A 21,491-nucleotide genomic window follows, 5' to 3' on the forward strand; every position below is an offset into this window, starting at 1 on the left:
ACCCTAGATGGGGGACATGGAAAAAATGCCAACCCTATTTGACCGCCGCACCTTGCAACGCAACCGCGCCCGCGCAGATGCCGACGCGCTGTTCTTGCACGACGCATTGGCCGCCGAACTGCATGAAAGACTGAACGAGGTTAACAGAACCTTTACGTCGGTCGCGATTGTAACTGGATTTCCCGATTTTTGGGCGCAGGCTTTTCCCGCCGCTACGATTGTCGCGGATGAAGATGTTCTGGAGCTGCAACCGGGCGCACATGATCTTGTTTTGCATGTCATGGCGTTGCACTGGGCCAATGATCCGGTGGGGCAATTGGTGCAATGTCGGCATGCGCTAAAGCCTGACGGGCTTTTGCTTTGTGGGTTCTTGGGGGGGCAGACCTTGCACGAATTACGTGCGTCACTGGCCGAAGCCGAGGCTATTGTTGCAGGTGGAATTTCGCCGCGGATCGCCCCGATGGGTGAAATTCGTGATCTGGGGGCCCTGTTGCAGCGCGCTGGATTCGCGCTACCTGTGGCAGATGCAACCCCGCTGACGGCAAGCTATGCAAATGCGTTTCACCTGATGCATGATCTGCGCAAGATGGGCGAAACCAATGCGATGATCGACCGGGTGAAACACTTGACCCGGCGCAATATCATGACGGAAACCGCCAGCATCTATGCTGAGCATTTCACCAATGAAGACGGGCGTGTCGATGCCACATTCGAGCTGATCACGCTGACAGGTTGGGCGCCCGGAGACGGACAGCAACAACCTCTGCGCCCCGGCAGCGCGAGAACGCGGCTTGCAGATGCGCTAAGCACGGTTGAAACGCCGCTTGATCCGTCCGATACCTAACAAATCCCAGCCAAAGGCGATGCCAATGTCCGACACATCCCAGCCAGCAACTTGTCCTGCGCACGCGCCCAAGGACCACCCTGCAATCAAACCTGCTAAGATCGGCGTTTTGCTGGCAAATCTTGGCACGCCTGATTCCACGGATTATTGGCCAATGCGGCGGTATCTTAGCGAATTTCTATCTGACAAACGCGTTGTCGATTACCCTTGGTGGAAATGGCAACCGATCCTGCAGCTGATTATTTTAACAACACGCCCGTCAAAATCAGGGGCAGCTTACAAGTCGATTTGGAATAACGAGGCCAACGAAAGCCCGCTGCTGACAATCACCAAACAGCAAACCGCAGCGATCAAAGCCAAGATGCACGACGCTTACGGCGACAACGTGATGGTGGATTTTTGTATGCGCTATGGCAATCCGTCAACCAAATCCAAGGTCGCCGAAATGGTTGCCGCTGGCTGCACCAAAATCTTGTTTTTTCCACTGTACCCGCATTACGCCGGGCCAACCTCGGCCACAGCCAACGACCAATTTTTCCGAGCTTTAATTGATCAAAAACAACAGCCAATCGCCCGCGTCGTCGAACCCTACTTCGAAGACTTCGCATATATTGACGCGCTCGCGCAATCGATTGAACGGGCTTATGCGTCGGCTGATAATAAGCCCGAAAAGCTGATCTGTTCATATCACGGCGTGCCTGAACGTTACCTGCAAGAAGGCGACCCCTATCATTGCCAATGTCAGAAAACGACGCGGTTGCTAAAAGAACGGCTAGGCTGGAACGACAGTGAAATTGTCACAACTTTCCAGTCCAAATTCGGCCCCGAAGAATGGCTAAAACCCTATACCGTCGATGAAGTCGCGCGGCTGGCGCGCGAAGATGGGGTAAAAAACATCGCCGTCTGCGCGCCCGCATTTTCAGCGGATTGCATTGAGACACTTGAAGAAATCAATGAGGAAATCAAAGAAAGTTTTGAAGACGCCGGCGGCGAAGACTTCACCTATGTGCCCTGCCTAAACGACGACCCGGCACATATAGATGCGCTATCGAACATCATTGTGCGCAACCTGCAGGGCTGGCAGTCGTAGAATCGGCTTTATTCAATTTGCAAAATACACTTGAACTTCCGCGAAATTTCAGCAAAAGTGGATACAGTGATCCTATTTTATGGATACTGTCGTCCATCTATGCCTTTCGTCGGCGATTTTTTGCTTGTTGGCCCCATTGCCACCACATTTATCGCGTAACTATTGGGCTGTATTTTTTTTGGAACGCGCCATTGTTTCGGCGCAGGTTATTGGTGAATCATGACGACGGCAGCGCCTTCTAAAAACCTGACCAATTCGCCCACAAAGGGCGAAGCGCTCCCAAATGGGACAGCATTACTTGGTGATCAGTTCACCATTAAGCGGCGCCTTGGCAATGGCGGGTTTGGTATTACTTATCTCGCACAGGACAACTACCTTGGTCGCAATGTCGTGGTCAAAGAATGTTATCCTGAGGTATTCTGCCGACGCGACGGTAAAAGCGTCTATGTGCGCTCTGATCAGCATTATGAAAAATACCGGTCTATCGTCACGATGTTCATGCGTGAGGCACGGACAATTGCAAAGATGCGGCACCCGAATATTGTCGGCGTGCATCGCATTTTTGAAGATAACGACACAGCCTATATGGTGCTTGACCTTATCGAAGGGCGCGACCTTCTTGATATCATCAAAAAGGGTGACCAAAAGCTGAAGCCACAGCAAGTTCAGGAAATCATGATCAAGCTGCTGGACGCTGTTGATACCGTTCACCGCCAGGACCTGCTGCACCGCGATATTTCGCCTGACAATATCTTGCTTGATAAATGGGGCAGCCCGGTTCTGATCGATTTTGGCGCCGCCCGTGAAGAAGCAAGCCGGGAAACTCGCGAACTTTCTGCCGTTTTGGTTGTCAAAGATGGGTATTCACCGCAAGAATTCTACTTTGCTGGCGGCAAACAAAGCCCAAGCAGTGATCTTTACGCGCTTGGGGCTTCATTTTACCATCTTATTTCCGGGAAAGCCCCACCAAACAGCCAGACGCGCATGGCAGAATTTGCGGGTCAAAATCCAGACCCTTGTGTGCCGTTAGCGGGTCGGTTCGATGAATATGATCCGGCCTTCCTTGCGGCAATCGACAAGGCGATGAACATCCTGCCTAAAGATCGTTTGCAGTCCGCCCGAGAATGGTCCGATTTAATTGATGGTGAACAAAGCGAACGCATCACACCCCTGATTCTGTCGCAACCAGATAACCTTGGGCAGTCTTTGACTCGGCTTGTTTCCGAAACCAATGAATATGTACGCAAATCGCAGACCCTTGAACAACGACCACGTGAACGCAAAATCGAAACGCCCGTCAAACAAATCCCCAATTGGGTTCTTGAGTTTAACGAAGAATCGTCAAAAATCGTCAACAGTGGAAAAACGCGCGCGCAGTCACCTGCGCAAGCCGCACCAACCTATACGCCACCGGGGCTACAACCAGCCCAGCGAAGGTCACGCATTGGCATGTGGTTTATGCGCCGGTTTAGCTCTTAAATCAGCAGCACTTGCGTGCCTACGTTAGCGTAGCCAAACAATTCAGCAATCTGTTCATTATACAGCCCAATACACCCATTTGACGAACGGCGACCGATCTTGCGCGTGTCATGCGTGCCGTGAATACGGTAATACTGCCAAGACAGGTGAAGCGCATGCGTGCCCAGTGGGTTATCGGGGCCCGGGCCAATAAATGCGGGCCATTCTGGATTCCGAATACGCATTGATGGGGTTGGCGCCCAGCTTGGACCTTCGACCTTGCGGGTGATCTCGGTACGACCGGTGCGTGTCAAATCTTCAGTCAACGGAACGCTGGTCGGGAACAACTTGTAGATCGACTGATCTTCTGACCAGTAGTGCAGCGCACGTGATTGCAAGTCCACCAAGATCGCCCCCTTATTCAGGTTACTGAAATATGGCTGCCAATCCAGCGACCGAAAGCTAGAGATATTCCGCTGTACTTGCCCCGAGAGATCGCCTTCGATTTCCGTCGAGTTGGCAGTTTGCGCCACAGCGCCCGTGCCAATCATGGCAGCACTTGTCGCCAAAAATCCACGGCGTGACAGTTGGTTTTTCATTGCGGTCTCCGATCCGGTCGAAACTTTTCTTGTGTGCACAATCTATTGTGTCTAAGTGGCCACCGCAATTCAAACAAACGTCAACAGGGCAAAGTGGGTTTGAAGTGTCGCACTGATGTCGATAAAGATGAAAAATATAACCGAATTGGGTGACTGATGTACCGACGCGAATTACTTCTTGGTCTGGCAGCAAGCGCGCTTGCTGCTTGTGAACCGCAACGCCCATTGGGCGCAGATGGATTGCCCGTTGCCTCGGTATATCGAATCACCGAATCAGACGCCGCTGCCGTTCAATTTCGGATGCTTGATAGTGTGAACGCGTTGCGCGCCCGCGCAGAGGTGGCACCGGTTGAGCTCAATGCGCAGCTCAATGCGGCCGCCGCAACACATGCCCGTGATATGTCAGTTCAAAACCGCCCGTGGTTGTTTGGGTCCGACGGATCAAGCCCGCTTGACCGCGCCCGTCGTGCGGGATTCCAAGGCCGTTTGCTGGGTGAAAACATTTCTGAGTCCTATGAATCAGAATTACAGACATTGGCTGCTTGGATGGCCCAGTCCGATACCCGCGCCGTGATTTTGGACCCCAACGCGCGTGCGATGGGGATTTCATGGTATCAAGAATCCACCGGAAAACTGTGGTGGTCCATGAATTTCGGCACAGCATCCGCCGCCTAAGCGTAAATCGTCACCAAGGTACCGGTCTGCACCATCGCATAGACCTCATCCATTTCATCGTTTGAAATGGCAACACAGCCCCAGGTCCAATCCGTCTGCCCAACCCATTCATCTGGTGTTCCGTGAATGAAAATGTCGCCACCTGGATTAAGCCCCTGGCTGCGCGCATATGCAACATCATTCGCATCGGGGTAAGAAAGCCCAAGTGACAAATGATAACGGCTGTTCGGGTTGCGCCGATCAATCCTATACGAGCCTTCTGGCGTGCGCCCGTCACCTTCATGAACCTTATGGCCTTCGGGGGTAAAGCCCAATTCAAACCCGTATTCGCGTAGCAATGTGTTATTATGCAGCAACTGCATCCGCCGTTCACTTTTGAAAATTTGGATACGTGTTACTTCTGGTCCCGCATATGCGCGCGGTGCCGCGCTGCATCCGGCCACGCCTACCGCTGCGCCAACCATCACTGATCGTCTTGAAATCATATCTACTGCCTACTTGTCCCGGTCTACGCCGTTTTTTGCCTATTTAGCGGTGAATTGTGGCAAAAGGTAGGATTTTTTCAAACTGGTCTTCATTTTCGCGTGAAGGCTGCAACCATTTCGACATGCGGGGACCATCGGAATTGATCCACGGTCTGCACCCACGGCATCTCAAACCCAGCACCCACCAGCGTATTTGCATCCCGCGCGAATGTGATAGGGTTACAGGACACCATCGCAATTGTCTTAATCTCTGACTTTGCCAGCGTCGCGATTTGTGCATCAGCCCCGGCGCGCGGCGGGTCAATCACCGCCGTATCAAAGTGACGCAATTCATCAGATTCGAGCGGGCGACGGAACAAATCGCGCGTTTCAGTGGTGACTTTGCGCAGCTCATGCCCAGCGCGCCAGCCACGATCAAGCGCCGAAAGCATCTCTGCCTCTCCTTCGACAGCGTGAACCTCTGCGCGCTTCGCGAGCGGTAGTGTGAAGGTGCCGCAACCAGCGAATAGGTCAACAACGCGCTGCGCTTTACCTGTGATCTGCTCAACCGCTTGCAACAGCGCCATTTCCCCATGTTTGGTCGCCTGCAAAAACGCACCGGGGGGTGGTGTGACCTTAGTGCCGCCGAAATCTTGGGCCGGCGCGTTAATGGTCACAACGGGTTCGTCGTTCCATACCAGCCGCGAAAGCCCGTGACGGTTTGCGAATCCTGCCATTTCGACACGGAGTTGCGGCGTTAATTCTTTGTCGGTCGTCACCAAAACATCCGGGCCAAGTGGCGCGTCGGTCACGGTTAGGTCAATTTCGCCTTTGCGTGAACAGGCCAGCACGGTCAATTCTTCCAGCGCAGGTAAGATATCCAACAACGCAGGTGTGACCAATTGGCAATCAGGCACAGCGAACAACGTATGCGAGGCCCGACCATGAAACCCGACCATCGCGCCCTTCTTGGTGCGCCGACCAGAAAACTTAGCACGGCGTCGCGAATTAGCTGGCGAAGTTTTCACAGGATGAAATTCGGGCGCAAGCCCGTGCGCATGCACTGCCTTTTTGACAATCCCTAGTTTCCAATCAGCAACAAACGCATCAGTCGCATGTTGCATCGCGCAACCGCCACATGATTTGTAATGCCGACACGGCGCCGCGACCCGGTCCGCCGAAGGGGTCACGATCCTCGCAGAACCATCTTGTGCGACGTCGACCTCTTCCCCCGGTAAAACACGCGGAAGCAAGGACCGCCCATCAGATGCGCGCCCCATACCAAGGTGGGTCAGGCTTTCGATTGTTAACATTTATTCCGCCGCATCTATGAAACCACCTGATTGCCGATGCCAATAGCGGGCGTAAAGCCCATCCTTGGTCAGCAATTCATCGTGTGTTCCTTGTTCAACTATACGCCCCGCGTCAAGCACGATGATCCGATCCATCTGCGCCAATGTGGACAACCGATGCGCAATTGCAATAACAGTCTTATTGTCCATAATAGACTCTAACGCGCCTTGAATCGATGCTTCTACCTCGGAATCGAGCGCACTTGTCGCTTCGTCCAGAACCAAAATCGGGGCATCTTTTAGGATGGCGCGTGCAATTGCGATCCGCTGTCGTTGACCACCTGATAGCTTGACGCCGCGTTCGCCTAGATGTGCGTCGTATCCGGTGCGTCCATTGTGATCGACGAGTTTTTTGATGAACTCATGCGCCTCTGCCTGCGCGGCGGCCGCTTCAATTTCGTCTTGCGATGCATCCGGATTCCCGTAACGGATGTTATCGACGGCGGATCGGTTGAACATCGCTGTTTCCTGCGTGACCATCGCGATTTGGCTACGCAGGCTTGCTTGGGTCACATCGCGAATATCCTGCCCGTCAATCATCACGGACCCATCTTCGGCATCATATAGCCGCAACAAAAGCGCAACCAAGGTTGATTTCCCGGCACCAGAGGCACCAACAAGCCCCAGTTTTTCGCCCGGTTTAACCGCAAGCGTCACACCATCAATCCCACCGGGCCCGCCGCCATAGCGAAAACTAACGTCATTCAGAGTAATAGCACCCTGATCCGCGCGAAGTTCCTTTGCTTCTGGCGCATCGGTCAACGTGTGTTTGGGGCTTAACGTGTTCATCGCGTCTTCGAGCTCGCCAACATTGGCGTACATCCCCATCAGCGTGAAACTGACCCACCCCGTCATCTGTGAAAGGCGCAGCGAAATCGCGCCTGCAACAGCAATATCCCCAGCAGACGCAGCACCAACAGACCAAAAATACAGCGTGATCCCAACCAAAAGCACTGGCAAAAACCCGGCCAAGCCCATCAGGCAAAATCGAAAAGTCGCAGATAGCCAGCCATAATGAATGGCACGCGTCCGGTAATTTTCCATTGATTCGAGGGCTGCGCGATCTTCAAATTCATCATGTGCAAATAGTTTTACGGTCTTGATGTTAGTAATCGTATCAACAACTTGTCCGGTCACTGTCGCACGCATTGCGGCGCGTGCCTTGGCGCGCTTGCGTATGCGTGGCATAAAATACCGGATCATTCCAAAATATACGGCAACCCAAACCGTCAGTACCGCCGCTGAACGAACATCAATTGTCATCAATAACAGCACAGATCCAACAAGAGACGCGAGTGCAAACGCAACAGTGTGGATCATATCAACAGCAAGATCCGTTGCGGCGCGCGCCGCTTGCATTTGTTTTTGCGCGATCCGGCCTGCAAAATCTTCGTCAAAGAATGTCACCGCCTGTCCAATCGTATGACGATGGAGACGTGACAAAATCAAGTTACCTAACGAAGGTGCTACCACCACGTTTTGCAACACGCCCGACATCCCCAACAATATAGGCCGCGCAACGATAAAGAATGCGGTGACACCAAGTAGTAACAGCGCGTTTTGCGAGAAATAAGTCTCGGCCGCACCGCCCAGCGCCGCATCAATGATCCAGCCCAACATCACTGCAGTTGCGACCTCAACCGTGCCCGCCAAAGCAGAGACTATTCCTGCCAAAGTTACAATTTTTAAGCTGCCCCGCGTACACCAGTGCAAGAACGCCAAAAGGGTTTGTGGCGGTGGTCCTTTGGCAGGTGCAAAGGGATCGATCCAGTTTTCTGGCTTCATTATTTGTCCTGCTCTTTTTCACCTAAGAACCCGCCAGATTGACGGGCCCAGAAACGCGCGTATTGACCGCCCGCGGCCAGCAATGCCTCGTGCGTGCCGTCTTCAATGATCCGACCGTGATCCATAACAATGATGCGGTCCATCTGCGCAATGGTGGACAGGCGATGGGCGATGGCAATCACCGTTTTTCCCTCCATCATGCCATAAAGTGTTTGCAAAATTGCGGCTTCTACCTCGCTATCAAGGGCGCTGGTCGCCTCATCCAGCAACAAGATCGGGGCATCCTTTAGGATCACGCGCGCAAGCGCGATCCGCTGCCGTTGCCCGCCCGATAACTTGACCCCCCGTTCGCCAACCCGGGCGTCATACCCCGTGTTGCCTTCGGCATCCGCGAGCCCAAGGATAAAATCATGTGCCTCGGCTTTGCGGGCGGCAGCGATCATCTGATCTTCGCTTGCCCCTGAATTTCCATACAGGATGTTTTCGCGCACAGAGCGGTGCAATAGCGACGAATCTTGTTGAACCATCCCGATGACACGGCGCAGGCTTTCTTGATGAACAGATGAAATATCTTGGCCATCTATCGCGATTTGGCCCGATTCAGCATCGTAAAACCGCAGCAAAAGCTTCACTAAGGTCGATTTCCCCGCCCCTGACTGGCCGACAAGCCCAACCTTTTCACCAGGTGCAATGGTCAGGTTGATCTTGTCTAAACCACCGCTTTGCTTGCCATAGTGATGTGACAGTTCGGCTACTTTAACTTCACCCGCCCCTGATTGCAGCGCCGGCGCGTCAGCATCATCTAACAGGGTGATCGGTTGCGCGATGGTTTTCATACCTTCGGCCACAACTCCCAATTCGCGAAAAAAGTTGCTGACAGCCCACATGATCCACCCCGACATCGCGTTCAATCGCAATGCGAGTGACGTGGCCACAGCAACCACCCCAACCGACGCAATGCCTTGCATCCAAAGGTAAAGTGACCAGCCAACGACCCCAACAATCAGCAGACCATTTAAGGTCATCAGCGCGACATCCATGATCGTATATAGGCGCATTTCGACCTGAAACGTGCGCCTAGCTTCTTCGATCGCATCCTTGGCATAAGCGACTTCGCGGTCGTGATGCGCGAACATTTTGACGGAATGAATATTTGTATAGCTATCAACCACACGACCAGTGATCGCGCTACGTGCGTTTGATGACGCCTCTGACGCCGGGCCAATCCGCCGGACCACCCAGCGCAACAAAAACACATAAGGTATGAACCAAAACGCCAACGGCACCATCAGCCACAAATCTGCTTGCCCCAACAAAAATGCGGCGCCGATAACATAGGCAAGCGCAAAGGTTATCGCGTCAAAAAGTTGAAACACAACCTCGCCAGCGGCGGGCGGCGTTTGCATAATCCGATTTGCAATCCGCCCTGCGAAATCATCTTCGAACCAACCGACAGATTGCCGCAAAACATGGCGATGCGCGCGCCAACGCACCAATGTGCCGAAATTTGGAAGGATCGTGTTATTGAGCAAGAGAACTTGGAAAATATGCACCGCTGGGCGCAACGTCAGGATAAAGATGGCAACCAGAATAAGCTCAGTTCCGTTTTTGAGCCAAACGTCTTCCGGCGTACCAGTCAACATATCGACCAGACGCCCAAGGTACCCCAAAAGCCAAATTTCTACCGCTGCGATGACGACGGACACAGCCGCCGTTAGATAAAACACCGGCATAAATGGCTGCGCATAGGCCCGCAAAAATGGGTAGAGCCGCGTCGGCGGCACATCCGTTTCCTTGTAGGGTGTGTAAGGATCGATCAGACCTTCGAAAAATCGAAACATGGACCTGCCTTTCGAATACCCTTCGGACATAGCAAGGTTTCACCGCAAGGAAAACCGCCGGAATTACCCAAGCCTCATCCCGCCCTAATCATCCATCAATTCGGCTTTGGTCAAAGTAAATCCTGACGCGATCCAGCGCGTCTTGGCAGATTGCAATGCCGCCCCTAACGCAGGACCGTGCAGTTCAGGCATCAAATCAGCGGCTTTCAGGGGAAACGTTTGCTTTGCCGCAAAAATTGCATATTGGGCTGAATTAGGGTCTATTTCTTGTCCTAGACTTGCTGCCCGAACGGCCAAATTATCAAGCGCTGCTTGCGCCCCAAAGTAGTAGCCAAGCGCGACAGCATCAAAGTCGTTATGCATTTGATCCAGCCGCTTTTTCGCGTCATTTGACAAACGCAGTCCAGCAGTGTCTCCCCCGAGAACCGCAAGCCGCCTGAGCGGATCAGGCGCCAACCCTGCCTTCCCTTCGACATGCACGAGTACCGCGAGCATCGGCGCATTAGCGCCCGGCAATATCTGTACCAACCCACCCGTTGCATCCATTGATCCCACCGCCGGCGCAGGATCAGGGGCTGCCAATAGGTTGAGCAATTCGCTTGTGATCCGTTCCGACGACAATGACTGCAACCCTTCGACATTCGCGGCGCAAGCCGCCAGTGCGTCAGGATCAGGCCCTTCGTCCACGTCGCCATACCACGCATGAAACCGAAAATAACGCAGGATACGTAAGTAGTCTTCTTTGATCCGCTGGTCTGCATCTTCGATAAACCGCACGCGACGCGCTTCTAGGTCGGGTAGTCCTCCCAAGGGGTCAACAACCACACCGTCAGGTCCCGCGTAGAGCGCGTTCATCGTGAAATCGCGACGCCGAGCGTCATCTACCATATTATCCGCAAAGGCGACCGTTGCCCGCCGCCCATCTGTGGCGACGTCGCGGCGAAAGGTCGTGATCTCAAAATGTACGTTTTGGGCAATAACAGTGACTGTTCCATGCGCGATACCAGTCGGAACCACTGCGCAACCGGCCGCCTTTGCAAGCGCGATCACGGTATCGGGATGAGCATCTGTAGACAGATCTAAATCGGCGACGGGCGCACCCAAAAGCGCATTGCGCACGCAACCGCCGACAAACCACGCTTGATAGCCTGCATCGACCAACATGCCGCAAACCTTTTGGGCGGCCGCATCCGTCAACCAAGGCGCATTAATCCGGGTCATTTCAGACGATCCGCCAAACCGCGCAAAATCCGCGCTGTTGCGCCCCAGATGTAATAGGGCCCGTAAGGCACCGCGTAATATTCGCGGCGTTGGCCGCGCCAATACCGCCCTTCGATCCGGTAGTTTTCAGGATTGGCGAGATGCGCAAGGGGAACTTCAAACACTTCACTGACTTCACCCGCCTCAGGAATCGGATCAAAATCTGCGGTCAACACGCCAACAATTGGGGTTATCTGGTAACCAGTGACTGTTTGGTGGGTCGGCAATGCCCCCGACACATACACAATCCCGTAGGGCAGCCCGATTTCCTCGTGTGCTTCACGCAACGCCGCATCAGTAAGGGTTGCATCAGTTAAGTCTTGCTTGCCACCTGGAAACGCGATCTGTCCAGGATGATGTTTGAGCCGCGCCGAGCGTTTTGTCAAAACAACAGTCTCTAACACAGGGCGAATGGCCACAAGTACGGCGGCTGGGGTTTGGGTTAACCCAGCGGGCTTGACCGATTTATTCAGATCAAAATCAGACGATGCGCTGCCCGTTGCGGACAGCGCATCAGTCAACCGGCTGTGTAGATCAAGCACCGGTTTTCTTGGCTTCAAAACCAAGCATGGTGGGATCAAAAACGTAGTGCGCGCCGCAGAATTGGCAATCGGCGGTGACCGTGCCTTCGTCTGTTGTCATCGTACCTATGTCTTTGGCGGAATAGATTGACAGGCTTTGGCGGACACGGTCTTCGGAACAGGTGCAGCCGAATTTCACAGGCTGCGCATCATAGACGCGGGGCTGTTCTTCGTGGAACAGGCGGACAAGCAAATCCGTCGGGGTCACAGAAGGGCCGATAAGCTCGATGTCCTCGACGGTATCCAGCAGCGCATTTGCGCGGGTCCAGTTTTCGGATTCGTCTTCTGACAGCAGATCAGTCGCATCAAGCAGACCACCCTCGCCTGAACCGCCTTCGCCGCTTACTGATGGGGACGCCTTGGGCATTTGTTGCAGCATAATACCGCCAGCACGCCAATGCGCGGCTTCGCCCGGTACCTGCGACTGGCCAAATGTCAGCGAAAACCGCGTTGGCAGCTGTTCTGACTGTGCAAAATACGCTTCAGCACTTTTGGCCAGCGATCCGCCTGCAATGGGTGTAACCCCTTGATAGGGTGCCATATCCGGCCCCTGATCGATCATAAGGGCAAAATAACCTTTGCCAAACTGGCTTACCGGAACAGCGTTCAGGTCGATTGTATCACGATCAAATGATGCATAGGCGCGGATTCTTGCAGGTTCACCATCCTCTGCGGCGCTATAATAGTCGGTCGCGATATGACGGATCGGTCCATCACCGCGTACCTGAAGCGAAAGCTTCCAGCGGGTTTTCATCGATTGACCAATCATTGCGGTCAGCAGGGCCATTTCAGCAATCAGACCTTCGATCAACGGCGGATAATCATGCTGTGCCAGAACCTGTTCTAGCACGCCATCCAACCGCGCCACCCGTCCACGGATGTCGGAAGCATCAAGTTGAAATGGCAGGACGGTATCGTCCCAAGCGATTTTAGCGCTGTGGCTCATAGGGTTTCCTTACATGTCAGGAATTGGCATACCGCGCCTATATAGTCAGGACAAGCCACGGTCCAAGAGGTAAGTGATGATCAAACGGTACGGAAATAGCCCAAAACAGGGTCACAGCTATAAATTGCGGCCCGGCGCCTATGCAGTTTTGCCACGCGACGGACAGCTATTGCTGACCTACCAAGACGATCCGCATTTCGAATTTCAACTACCCGGTGGCGGCATAGACCCCGGCGAAAGCCCTATTCAGGCGCTGCACCGCGAGGTATTCGAGGAAACCGGCTGGCAGATCGCCAAGCCGTTACGGCTCGGTGCGTTCCGACGGTTTGTCTATATGCCCGAATATGACCTCAACGCCGAGAAAATCTGCCATATATATCTCGCACGGCCCGTACGCCCCCATGGCCCGCCTTTGGAAAAAGGACACCACGCTGTCTGGATGGACCCGCGCGCCGCCGTTCATGAACTGTCCAATGATGGCGACGCAGCGTTTGTGGCAGGGTTAGTCGATTAGCGGACGCCCTTCGATCACGTGGCCGTAAAGCGTGGTCAAGATGCTAACGCCGATCATCAAGTTAACCCATTGCACGAAGAGATCTGTGACAACTCCGAGAATGGGATGAATTTCGTATAATCCTTGCGTAGCTACACCCGCAATGAACGACACAACTGCGATGATCAACACAATGCCGATAATTGTACCGTTGACTTTCGATGTCGCCTCCCAAGCCTCACCCAATTTAATTGGTTTGCCAACGGCCGTTGCAGGCAGGGCGACACCCATGCGGAACCACATAAGTGACAATATAGCGACCATAAGCATGCTAATAACCGCTCCACCCAAAACCAGTGCGGCTTCGCCAAATGCTGACAGCGGAATCAAAACCAGCCCTAAAATCAAGCCGATAACCATGCCCAACACGACAATCAATAAGCCTAGCAACATGCTCTTACCGACATAGGGCCAAATTGGGCGGCCTGACATTGCAGGTAAAATACCGCTGTATTCTTCAAGCAGAATAAACCGGTGCCATGATACCGCGACCCAAGCAGCAACAAAAACCGCAAGAACAACGACTGCCAACACACCTATGATAATTGAGCCACCAAAACTCTGTAATTGTTCTGGTGCAACCTGCCCTGCGGCGATTTCACCCAGAACGGAAATCAAGCCTAGCGACCAAAAAATCAAGGCCGAGACAGCGATGAGTAAAGCGTATGGCCCCACAGACACGCGCAGTGCCTGCCCAAAATTATTGAAAATCATGGCAAACGCGTGCCGTATTATTTGAAAAGCCACTAAATTATTCCCTTTTTAAGCGAGTTGCCACTTCGTCGCATGCGACATGGTGTTCGTCAACGCCGCTAACCTTGCTCTGGTCGTCGAAAACCGTTATCGCGCGGAGTAAATAACCCTGACAAAAAAGGCCCCTCGCATGACCGCTCCGAAAAAAGTTGTTCTCGCCTATTCTGGTGGCCTCGATACTTCGATCATTCTGAAATGGCTTCAGACGGAATACGGATGCGAGGTTGTTACGTTTACGGCTGATCTTGGCCAAGGCGAAGAACTAGAACCTGCCCGTAAAAAGGCCGAAATGATGGGTGCAAGCGCCATCTATATCGAAGATTTGCGCGAAGAATTCGTGCGCGACTTTGTGTTCCCAATGTTCCGCGCAAACGCTGTGTACGAAGGCATTTACCTGCTGGGTACATCTATCGCGCGTCCGCTGATTTCAAAGCGTTTGGTTGAAATCGCAGAGGCCGAAGGCGCAGACGCCGTATCCCACGGTGCAACCGGCAAGGGCAACGATCAGGTGCGGTTTGAATTGGCGGCATATGCATTGAACCCCGACATTCAGGTCATCGCGCCTTGGCGTGAATGGGATCTGACCAGCCGGACAAAATTGCTTGAGTTCGCTGAAAAGAACCAAATCCCTGTTGCCAAAGACAAACGTGGCGAAGCCCCGTTCAGCGTTGACGCAAACCTTCTGCACACATCGTCCGAAGGCAAAGTACTGGAAGACCCGGCGCAAGAAGCACCAGAATACGTCTACCAGCGCACAGTGAACCCAGAAGACGCGCCTGACACCCCCGAAATGGTCGAAGTCACGTTTGAAAAAGGCGACGCGGTTGCAATCAACGGCGAAGCAATGTCACCAGCAACCATCCTAACCAAGCTGAACGAGCTTGGTGGCAAGCACGGTGTTGGGCGTCTTGATTTGGTTGAAAACCGCTTTGTCGGCATGAAATCACGCGGCATCTATGAAACACCGGGCGGCACTGTCTTGCTTGAGGCGCACCGCGGGATTGAGCAGATCACGCTCGATTCCGGCGCTGGCCACCTCAAAGATAGCATCATGCCGCGCTATGCTGAACTGATCTATAACGGTTTCTGGTTCTCACCAGAGCGCGAAATGATGCAGGCGATGATCGACAAATCGCAAGAACATGTCAGCGGCACCGTGCGTGTGAAACTGTACAAAGGGTCGGTCAACACCGTCGCCCGCTGGTCCGATAACAGCCTCTACTCTGAAGCCCACGTGACCTTTGAGGACGACGCCGGCGCCTATGACCAAACCGACGCTCAAGGCTTTATCCAGCTGAACGCGCTGCGTTTGAAACTGCTGGCGGCACGTAACCGCAAAGCCTAAAATACCAGCGAAGCGCGCCAGAACTTAGCGCGCTTCGCTTTCATGCATATAGCATTCCAAGACGCCGCAACGTCTTCATAGACATCGCCTTTTGTGCACTGCAAACAGGCAGGAATAACAAAACGCAGGAGGCATCATGTCCTTGGAAGAGATCGCAGCGAAAATGCAGCGTGGATTAGACAAAGTTGAATTGGACAAGGTGATCAAATTCGACTGCAAAGACAGCGGTGCGATTACGCTTGTGGATCAAAAGGCCGAACTGGCTGATCTTCCTGCGGATTGCACAATTCATATTTCTAATTCCAACCTAGCTAAGTTGATCAAAGGCGATCTGAACCCAATGACCGCTTTTGCGATGGGCAAGATCAAAGTTTCAGGCGAAGTCGCAGTGGCGATGAAGCTAGGCCAGCTTTTGAAATCATAATTTCAACGCCGCGAGCCTTTCATAATACGGCAAGGCTTGCGCGCAAAGATCAGCGGCTGCGCCGTCGAGTTCCGGCAACCGCCCTTCGGCGCCCGCGAACCCTGTGCTTTGATGCACGGCATTATACCAATGTGACGCCCAAATTCCGTCCCCCACATGCGGACCTGCTTGCCAGGACAACATCGCCGGTCCGAAATCCAATCCAATTGCACCGCACAGTTTGCGCAACATCTTTTCAGGGTTGGCGCGAATATCGGCACTGTCGATCACATATCCTCCGAGCTTATCATAGATCGCTGCCTGCTGCGCAAAACCTATATCGTCAAACGTCATTTCCGATCGCTTCACTCCATAAGACGCAATCACCCGCGCGGGATGTCGGATCAGATGTACGTTTACACACTCCTGCGCCCAATCAAGCGGCATGCCATCAATCATATGATGTGCCATGTGCTTCATGTAAAAATGTGGCTTTTGGGCCAGAGTAGTGTCTAAACAATGCACGGCGACGTTATTTTTATCCGTTTCATGCGCGGTCAATATTTCGTCTCGCATCGGGTGATGCAAACCCGTCATCGCGAGGTAGGCCGCATAGAATGGTTCGTCCCAAACCGCGAAATCGGAACGGTTCCCAAAGCTATACATCATCGCCGTCGACAGATTCCGCGGGCCTGACCACATTGCCAGTCTCATGAGTGGTCCACCAAATCTTTGTAAAGTTCGCGTAGCCGCATGGTCATCGGCCCCAATTCACCCGTCCCAATCACACGCCCATCAATCGTGCTGACTGGAGTTTGTGCGCCAAATGTGCCCGTCAGAAACGCTTCATCCGCCGAATAGGTATCTACCAGACTGAAATTTCGCTCAAAAATTGGAATATCATTGGCACGGCACAGATCGATCACCTTTTGGCGGGTTATACCATTCATGCAATAATCACCCGTGCTGGTCCAAACGGCACCCTTTTTCACGATGAAAAAGTTACAAGCATTCGTCGTGTTCACGAACCCATGCAGGTCGAGCATCAGTGCCTCATCCGCGCCGGCCTTTTGTGCGGCGATGCAAGCAAGGATACAGTTCAGCTTGGAATGGCTATTCAGTTTTGGATCTTGAGTCATCGGCAGCCCACGTAAGTGCGGAACCGTCGCCAAGGTGATTGGGCGCGGGATTTTTGGCTGAGAATGCTCCATGATAATCACAAATGTCGGGCCTTGTTGGGACAGGCTCGGATGCTGAAAGGGCCTTGTTTTTATCCCACGTGTCACCATCAGTCGCGCGTGGGCGTCTGTGGTCATTTCATTCGCCTTTTGTGTCTCTAACATGGCTAAAATGACGCTTTTTTGATCTAACCCTATATCAAGATCAATTGCTTTGGCGGCCTCAAACAAGCGGTCCATATGTTCGTCCAAGAACGCCCATTTGCCATCATAAAGCCGTAGGCCTTCCCACACACCATCACCCAACATGAACCCGCTGTCATAGACGCTCACCACGGCTTGCGATTTTGGCACAATCTGTCCGTTCAGATAGATGAGGATATCTTCGTTGCGCGCGTCTTCGGCGGCTTGATGGGTGGTGACTTCGGTCATTTTGAACTCCTTTGAATGGAAGCTAGGACAGGTCGTCAAATGTTCCAAGCGATAAACACCGCGTGAGATCACACCGCCGTGCATTGCGCAGCCACGCCCCATTAAACAGGATGCGACTAAAGGAGTACCCAATGCTTAAATCAATGATTGCCGCCGTTTTTATGATCCCTGCGGCCCAAATGGCCGCGGCCGAAAATATCCAAACTGCCACTGTTGCTGGCGGATGCTTTTGGTGTGTCGAAAGTGACTTTGAAAAGGTTAACGGCGTGATCGAGGTCGTGTCAGGCTACACAGGTGGCACCACAGCAAATCCTACCTATGAAACGATCAAAGGGTCCGGCCACTATGAAGCCGTACAAATCACTTATGACGCCGACATCGTGAGCTATGATCAGTTGCTTCACGCGTTTTTCAGATCTGTTGACCCAACAGATGCCGGTGGTCAGTTTTGTGATCGCGGGGATGTCTACCGCACGGCCATTTTCGTCTCTAACACCGCTGAAACTGCCTCTGCTCAGGCCGCTTTAACCGCCGCACAAAACGATCTTGGTCAGCGCATTGTAACGCCAATTTTGCAAGAATCTCGGTTTTACGAGGCCGAAGCCTACCACCAAGATTACTATGCGGGGGAATCCATTGTGCTGACCCGCCGTGGGCCGAAACGCCAAAGCGAAGCCTATGCATTTTACCGCAATGCCTGCGGGCGGGATCAGCGTGTGTCAGAACTATGGGGTGATGCTGCGCCGTTTACGCACTAAGGCCGAAACGCGGTGACCTCGGACAAATCCGGGATCACATCTGCCGTGCCATGGCGGGTGACCATTAATGCGCCCGCCTTGGTCGCCTGCCCGATCGCTTGCTCCATCGTCATACCGCGATCAAGCCCTGCCAGAACATAGCCCGTAAACGTGTCGCCAGCGCCGGTAGTATCCACCGGATCAACCTTGATCGCATCAAAATGCTGTTTTTTGCTGGGTCCGTACCAATCGGCACCATCGGCACCCAAAGTCACGATTACATCGCGGACAGGCAGGTCTTGCGGTTCATGCCCGGTCGCCGCCTGAAGCTGTGCAGCTTCGACAGCATTCAAGATCAAGAAATCCAAGTATGGCAATACCGCCATCACACGGTCTGCATCAAATGGCGCGGCGGCATAGGCGACCCGAAGGCCCATTTTTTTACCCATACGCGCTGCAGTGCGTTGAAGATTGGTTTCGTTTTGCAAAACGATCCAATCGCCTGTCTGTGCCTCAGCCATCGCGGTTTGCAAAACCGTTTGTGGAATTTCAACATTCGCCCCGGGGTGTAACACAATCGCGTTTTCACCGTGGGGGTCAACCATGATGATCGCTTGCGCTGTATCAGTGTCTAACACAGCGATATTTCGGGTATCGACGCCGTATTCAAGCAACCGATCCGACGCCCAAACCCCATCATGTCCGACCGCACCAATATGATTGACACGGGCCGCCGCACGGGCAGCGGCCACTGACATATTTGCGCCTTTTCCGCCTAGAAACGTGTCACGCTGCGTTGACGCAAGCGTTTCACCGGGAACCAAAATATGCGGCACCGCATAGACGATATCGACGTTGATCGACCCGAGATTCCAAATTGCCATTAGTCGACCTTGCAAGCGGCAATGACCGCCATATTCATGATGTCGTTTACAGTAGAGACAGTTGAACAAATCTGAACCGGCTTGCCAACACCTGAAAGAATTGGGCCGATGACCGTCGCACCCGCCATTTCTTGCATCAGCTTGACAGAAATAGACGCAGAATGCCGCGCCGGCACCACTAGCACGTTCGCGGGTCCCGTCAGACGTGAGAACGGATAATTTTCCTGCGCTTGCACATTAAGCGCGACATCAACAGTCATTTCGCCTTCATATTCAAAATCGACGTTCCGACCGTCCAATACGCTGGCGGCCTTGTGCATTTTTTCGGCCCGCTCGGACACTGGATAGCCAAAGGTCGAGAACGACAAAAACGCAACGCGCGGTTCAAGACCCAATGCACGTGCAACCGATGCCCCACGTTCTGCAATATCGCCCAAATCTTGCTCATCCGGCCATTCATGTACCAATGTATCCGTGATCAACACGATCCGGCCCTTATGCAGTACCGCCGTGACACCAACCGCGCCATCATGCGGCTGCGCGTCAAACACGTGGTTAATCAGTTCTAGCACATGCGCCGATTTGCGTGTCGCCCCTGTCACCATCCCATCTGCATGACCATGCGCGACCAACAAGGCTGCGAAAACGTGGCGGTCACGGGCAGCAAGCCGGTGAATATCTTGGCCATCATACCCTTTGCGCTGCAAACGCGTGTTCAAGAAATCTTTGTAGGTCTCAAGATGATCCGTCGAAGCCGCGTTAACGACAGTCAATTCCGGAACCGCATCGGCGAGCCCCTCGGCTGTCAGTTTTTCAGCAACATCCGCGTCACGCCCAACAACAAGCGCCTGACCAAGCCCAGCGCGCTGGTACATCACGGCAGCACGCAAAACACGCGGATCGTCACCTTCTGCAAAAACGACGGTTGATTGGTTCGCACGCGCACGGGCGTTCAAGCTGCGCAAGATTGACGCGGTCGGATCCATCCGGCCGATCAGCGTCGCCTCATAGGCGTCCATGTCAACAATCGGGCGACGCGCAACGCCGGTTTTCATGCCCGCTCGCGCAACGGCCGTTGGAATACGGTGAATAAGGCGCGGATCAAACGGCGTCGGAATAATGTAATCCCGGCCAAAGGTGAGCTTTTTGCCGTAAGCCATCGCAACTTCGTCAGGAACATCTTCGCGCGCCAACCCGGCCAAAGCCTCAGCACAGGCGATTTTCATTTCATCGTTAATCGCGCGGGCATGAATATCGAGCGCGCCACGAAACAGATAAGGGAAGCCCAAAACGTTATTCACTTGGTTCGGGTAATCGCTGCGTCCTGTCGCGACAATCGCATCTTCGCGAACGGCGTGGGCATCTTCGGGGGTAATTTCAGGGTCCGGATTTGCCATCGCAAAAATCACAGGGTTTGGTGCCATGCTTTGCACCATTTTTTGCGTAACAGCCCCCTTTGCGCTGACGCCAAGGAAGACGTCGCAGTCTTCCATTGCATCATCAAGCGTGCGCGCGTCCGTATGCGCGGCATGGGCCGATTTCCACTGGTTCATACCTTCGGTACGACCTTGATAAATAACGCCTTTGGTATCGCACATGATGCAATTGTCATGGGTCGCGCCCATCGATTTAAGCAGCTCAAGACATGCAATCCCCGCGGCACCCGCACCATTCAAAACGATTTTTACCTCTTCAATATTTTTGCCGGACAGATGCAGCGCATTCAGCAACCCCGCCGCACAAATCACCGCTGTCCCGTGCTGGTCATCGTGGAAAACGGGGATATCCATTTCCTCTTTCAGGCGTTGTTCGATGATAAAGCACTCTGGCGCTTTGATATCTTCAAGGTTAATGCCGCCAAATGTCGGCCCCATGAGCCGTACCGCGTCGCAAAAGGCGTCCGGGTCTTCGGTATCCAATTCGATATCAATCGAGTTCACATCAGCAAACCGTTTGAAGAGAACTGATTTCCCTTCCATCACCGGCTTACCCGCCAGCGCGCCAAGGTTCCCAAGGCCCAAAACTGCGGTGCCATTGGACACAACAGCGACCAAATTTCCCTTGTTGGTATAGTCGTAAGCCGTTGTAGGATCGCGATGAATTTCTTCGCAGGGGATCGCCACGCCGGGGGAATAGGCCAGCGACAAATCGCGCTGCGTGGTCATCGGTACCGTGGCCTGAATTTCCCACTTTCCTGGATTTGGTTGCATGTGGAATTGCAACGCGTCTTCGCGGGTCATTTTTGTTTTAGCCATGGTATCCCCCAATTTTGTTCGACATTCATAACGGTTTCTCGAATGAACCCGCAACG

Annotated in this window: 21 protein-coding genes; 8 read left to right on the forward strand and 13 right to left on the reverse strand. The window is 53.4% G+C overall.

Annotation, left to right across the window (positions count from 1 at the left end):
* Positions 1-16 precede the first annotated feature (16 nt).
* The 3 genes from DS901_RS17690 (at position 17) to DS901_RS17700 (ending at position 3,413) form a co-directional block, all read left to right on the forward strand.
* A complete protein-coding gene (locus DS901_RS17690) occupies positions 17-844 on the forward strand; it encodes a methyltransferase domain-containing protein (RefSeq protein ID WP_258546791.1) in 828 nt (275 codons plus the stop codon).
* A 25-nt stretch (positions 845-869) separates the two neighbouring features.
* Complete coding sequence (gene hemH / locus DS901_RS17695) at positions 870-1,934, forward strand: ferrochelatase (protein WP_113778409.1); 1,065 nt, start codon at positions 870-872, stop codon at positions 1,932-1,934.
* A gap of 219 nt (positions 1,935-2,153) precedes the next feature.
* Positions 2,154-3,413, forward strand: coding sequence for a serine/threonine-protein kinase (locus DS901_RS17700; RefSeq protein ID WP_113778267.1), 1,260 nt, complete (start codon positions 2,154-2,156; stop codon positions 3,411-3,413).
* Here the strand turns inward: DS901_RS17700 and DS901_RS17705 are convergent.
* The gene (locus DS901_RS17705; protein WP_113778268.1) at positions 3,410-3,991 is read right to left on the reverse strand and encodes a L,D-transpeptidase; all 582 of its coding nucleotides are present in this window, start codon (positions 3,989-3,991) and stop codon (positions 3,410-3,412) included. The genes DS901_RS17700 and DS901_RS17705 overlap by 4 nt on opposite strands.
* Before the next feature lie 156 nt (positions 3,992-4,147).
* Here DS901_RS17705 and DS901_RS17710 point away from each other — a divergent pair, with 156 nt between their 5' ends.
* Entirely contained in the window at positions 4,148-4,666 is a 519-nt protein-coding gene (locus DS901_RS17710) for a CAP domain-containing protein (protein WP_113778269.1), read from the forward strand.
* On the opposite strand, the gene DS901_RS17715 is transcribed toward DS901_RS17710, so the two are convergent.
* The 7 genes from DS901_RS17715 to hslO form a co-directional block, all read right to left on the reverse strand.
* Positions 4,663-5,151 carry a L,D-transpeptidase family protein gene (locus DS901_RS17715; RefSeq protein WP_113778270.1) on the reverse strand — a complete coding sequence of 163 codons (489 nt, stop codon included), beginning with the start codon at positions 5,149-5,151 and terminating at the stop codon, positions 4,663-4,665. The two genes, DS901_RS17710 and DS901_RS17715, sit on opposite strands and share 4 nt — an antisense overlap.
* Positions 5,152-5,240: 89 nt before the next feature.
* Positions 5,241-6,443: a class I SAM-dependent RNA methyltransferase gene (locus DS901_RS17720; protein ID WP_113778271.1), complete on the reverse strand. Its 1,203-nt coding sequence runs from the start codon at positions 6,441-6,443 to the stop codon at positions 5,241-5,243.
* Entirely contained in the window at positions 6,444-8,267 is a 1,824-nt protein-coding gene (locus DS901_RS17725) for an ABC transporter ATP-binding protein (protein ID WP_113778272.1), read from the reverse strand.
* A complete protein-coding gene (locus DS901_RS17730) occupies positions 8,267-10,108 on the reverse strand; it encodes an ABC transporter ATP-binding protein (RefSeq protein ID WP_113778273.1) in 1,842 nt (613 codons plus the stop codon). The genes DS901_RS17725 and DS901_RS17730 overlap by 1 nt, the downstream gene beginning before the upstream one ends.
* Positions 10,109-10,192: 84 nt before the next feature.
* Positions 10,193-11,329: a CCA tRNA nucleotidyltransferase gene (locus tag DS901_RS17735; RefSeq protein ID WP_113778274.1), complete on the reverse strand. Its 1,137-nt coding sequence runs from the start codon at positions 11,327-11,329 to the stop codon at positions 10,193-10,195.
* Positions 11,326-11,910, reverse strand: a complete 585-nt coding sequence (locus DS901_RS17740; RefSeq protein WP_113778275.1) for a CoA pyrophosphatase — start codon at positions 11,908-11,910, stop codon at positions 11,326-11,328. Before DS901_RS17740 ends, DS901_RS17735 begins: the two co-directional genes overlap by 4 nt.
* Positions 11,903-12,895: an Hsp33 family molecular chaperone HslO gene (hslO, locus tag DS901_RS17745; RefSeq protein WP_113778276.1), complete on the reverse strand. Its 993-nt coding sequence runs from the start codon at positions 12,893-12,895 to the stop codon at positions 11,903-11,905. Before hslO ends, DS901_RS17740 begins: the two co-directional genes overlap by 8 nt.
* 76 nt (positions 12,896-12,971) lie before the next feature.
* On the opposite strand from hslO, the gene DS901_RS17750 reads away from it, so the two are divergent.
* Positions 12,972-13,409, forward strand: a complete 438-nt coding sequence (locus DS901_RS17750; protein WP_113778277.1) for an NUDIX hydrolase — start codon at positions 12,972-12,974, stop codon at positions 13,407-13,409.
* On the opposite strand, the gene DS901_RS17755 is transcribed toward DS901_RS17750, so the two are convergent.
* Positions 13,398-14,162, reverse strand: coding sequence for a hypothetical protein (locus DS901_RS17755; RefSeq protein WP_113778278.1), 765 nt, complete (start codon positions 14,160-14,162; stop codon positions 13,398-13,400). The genes DS901_RS17750 and DS901_RS17755 overlap by 12 nt on opposite strands.
* Before the next feature lie 169 nt (positions 14,163-14,331).
* On the opposite strand from DS901_RS17755, the gene DS901_RS17760 reads away from it, so the two are divergent.
* Together DS901_RS17760 and DS901_RS17765 are read left to right on the forward strand one after the other, a co-directional pair.
* Positions 14,332-15,546: an argininosuccinate synthase gene (locus tag DS901_RS17760; RefSeq protein ID WP_113778279.1), complete on the forward strand. Its 1,215-nt coding sequence runs from the start codon at positions 14,332-14,334 to the stop codon at positions 15,544-15,546.
* 136 nt (positions 15,547-15,682) lie between these two features.
* Positions 15,683-15,970: an SCP2 sterol-binding domain-containing protein gene (locus tag DS901_RS17765; RefSeq protein ID WP_113778280.1), complete on the forward strand. Its 288-nt coding sequence runs from the start codon at positions 15,683-15,685 to the stop codon at positions 15,968-15,970.
* Here DS901_RS17765 and DS901_RS17770 read toward each other — a convergent pair.
* Both DS901_RS17770 and DS901_RS17775 read right to left on the reverse strand, forming a co-directional pair.
* Positions 15,965-16,663, reverse strand: coding sequence for an HAD family hydrolase (locus DS901_RS17770; RefSeq protein WP_113778281.1), 699 nt, complete (start codon positions 16,661-16,663; stop codon positions 15,965-15,967). The genes DS901_RS17765 and DS901_RS17770 overlap by 6 nt on opposite strands.
* Complete coding sequence (locus tag DS901_RS17775) at positions 16,660-17,559, reverse strand: D-amino acid aminotransferase (RefSeq protein WP_113778410.1); 900 nt, start codon at positions 17,557-17,559, stop codon at positions 16,660-16,662. Before DS901_RS17775 ends, DS901_RS17770 begins: the two co-directional genes overlap by 4 nt.
* Positions 17,560-17,690: 131 nt before the next feature.
* Here DS901_RS17775 and msrA point away from each other — a divergent pair, with 131 nt between their 5' ends.
* Positions 17,691-18,317 (forward strand): peptide-methionine (S)-S-oxide reductase MsrA, encoded by a 627-nt coding sequence (gene msrA, locus DS901_RS17780; protein ID WP_113778282.1) that lies wholly within the window; start codon positions 17,691-17,693, stop codon positions 18,315-18,317.
* Here msrA and DS901_RS17785 read toward each other — a convergent pair.
* Positions 18,314-19,180 (reverse strand): ribokinase, encoded by an 867-nt coding sequence (locus DS901_RS17785; protein ID WP_113778283.1) that lies wholly within the window; start codon positions 19,178-19,180, stop codon positions 18,314-18,316. The two genes, msrA and DS901_RS17785, sit on opposite strands and share 4 nt — an antisense overlap.
* Positions 19,180-21,435, reverse strand: a complete 2,256-nt coding sequence (locus DS901_RS17790) for an NADP-dependent malic enzyme (RefSeq protein WP_113778284.1) — start codon at positions 21,433-21,435, stop codon at positions 19,180-19,182. Before DS901_RS17790 ends, DS901_RS17785 begins: the two co-directional genes overlap by 1 nt.
* Positions 21,436-21,491: the final 56 nt, after the last annotated feature.

Source organism: Loktanella sp. D2R18, assembly GCF_003318235.1.
In the GTDB taxonomy this organism is placed as follows: domain Bacteria; phylum Pseudomonadota; class Alphaproteobacteria; order Rhodobacterales; family Rhodobacteraceae; genus Yoonia.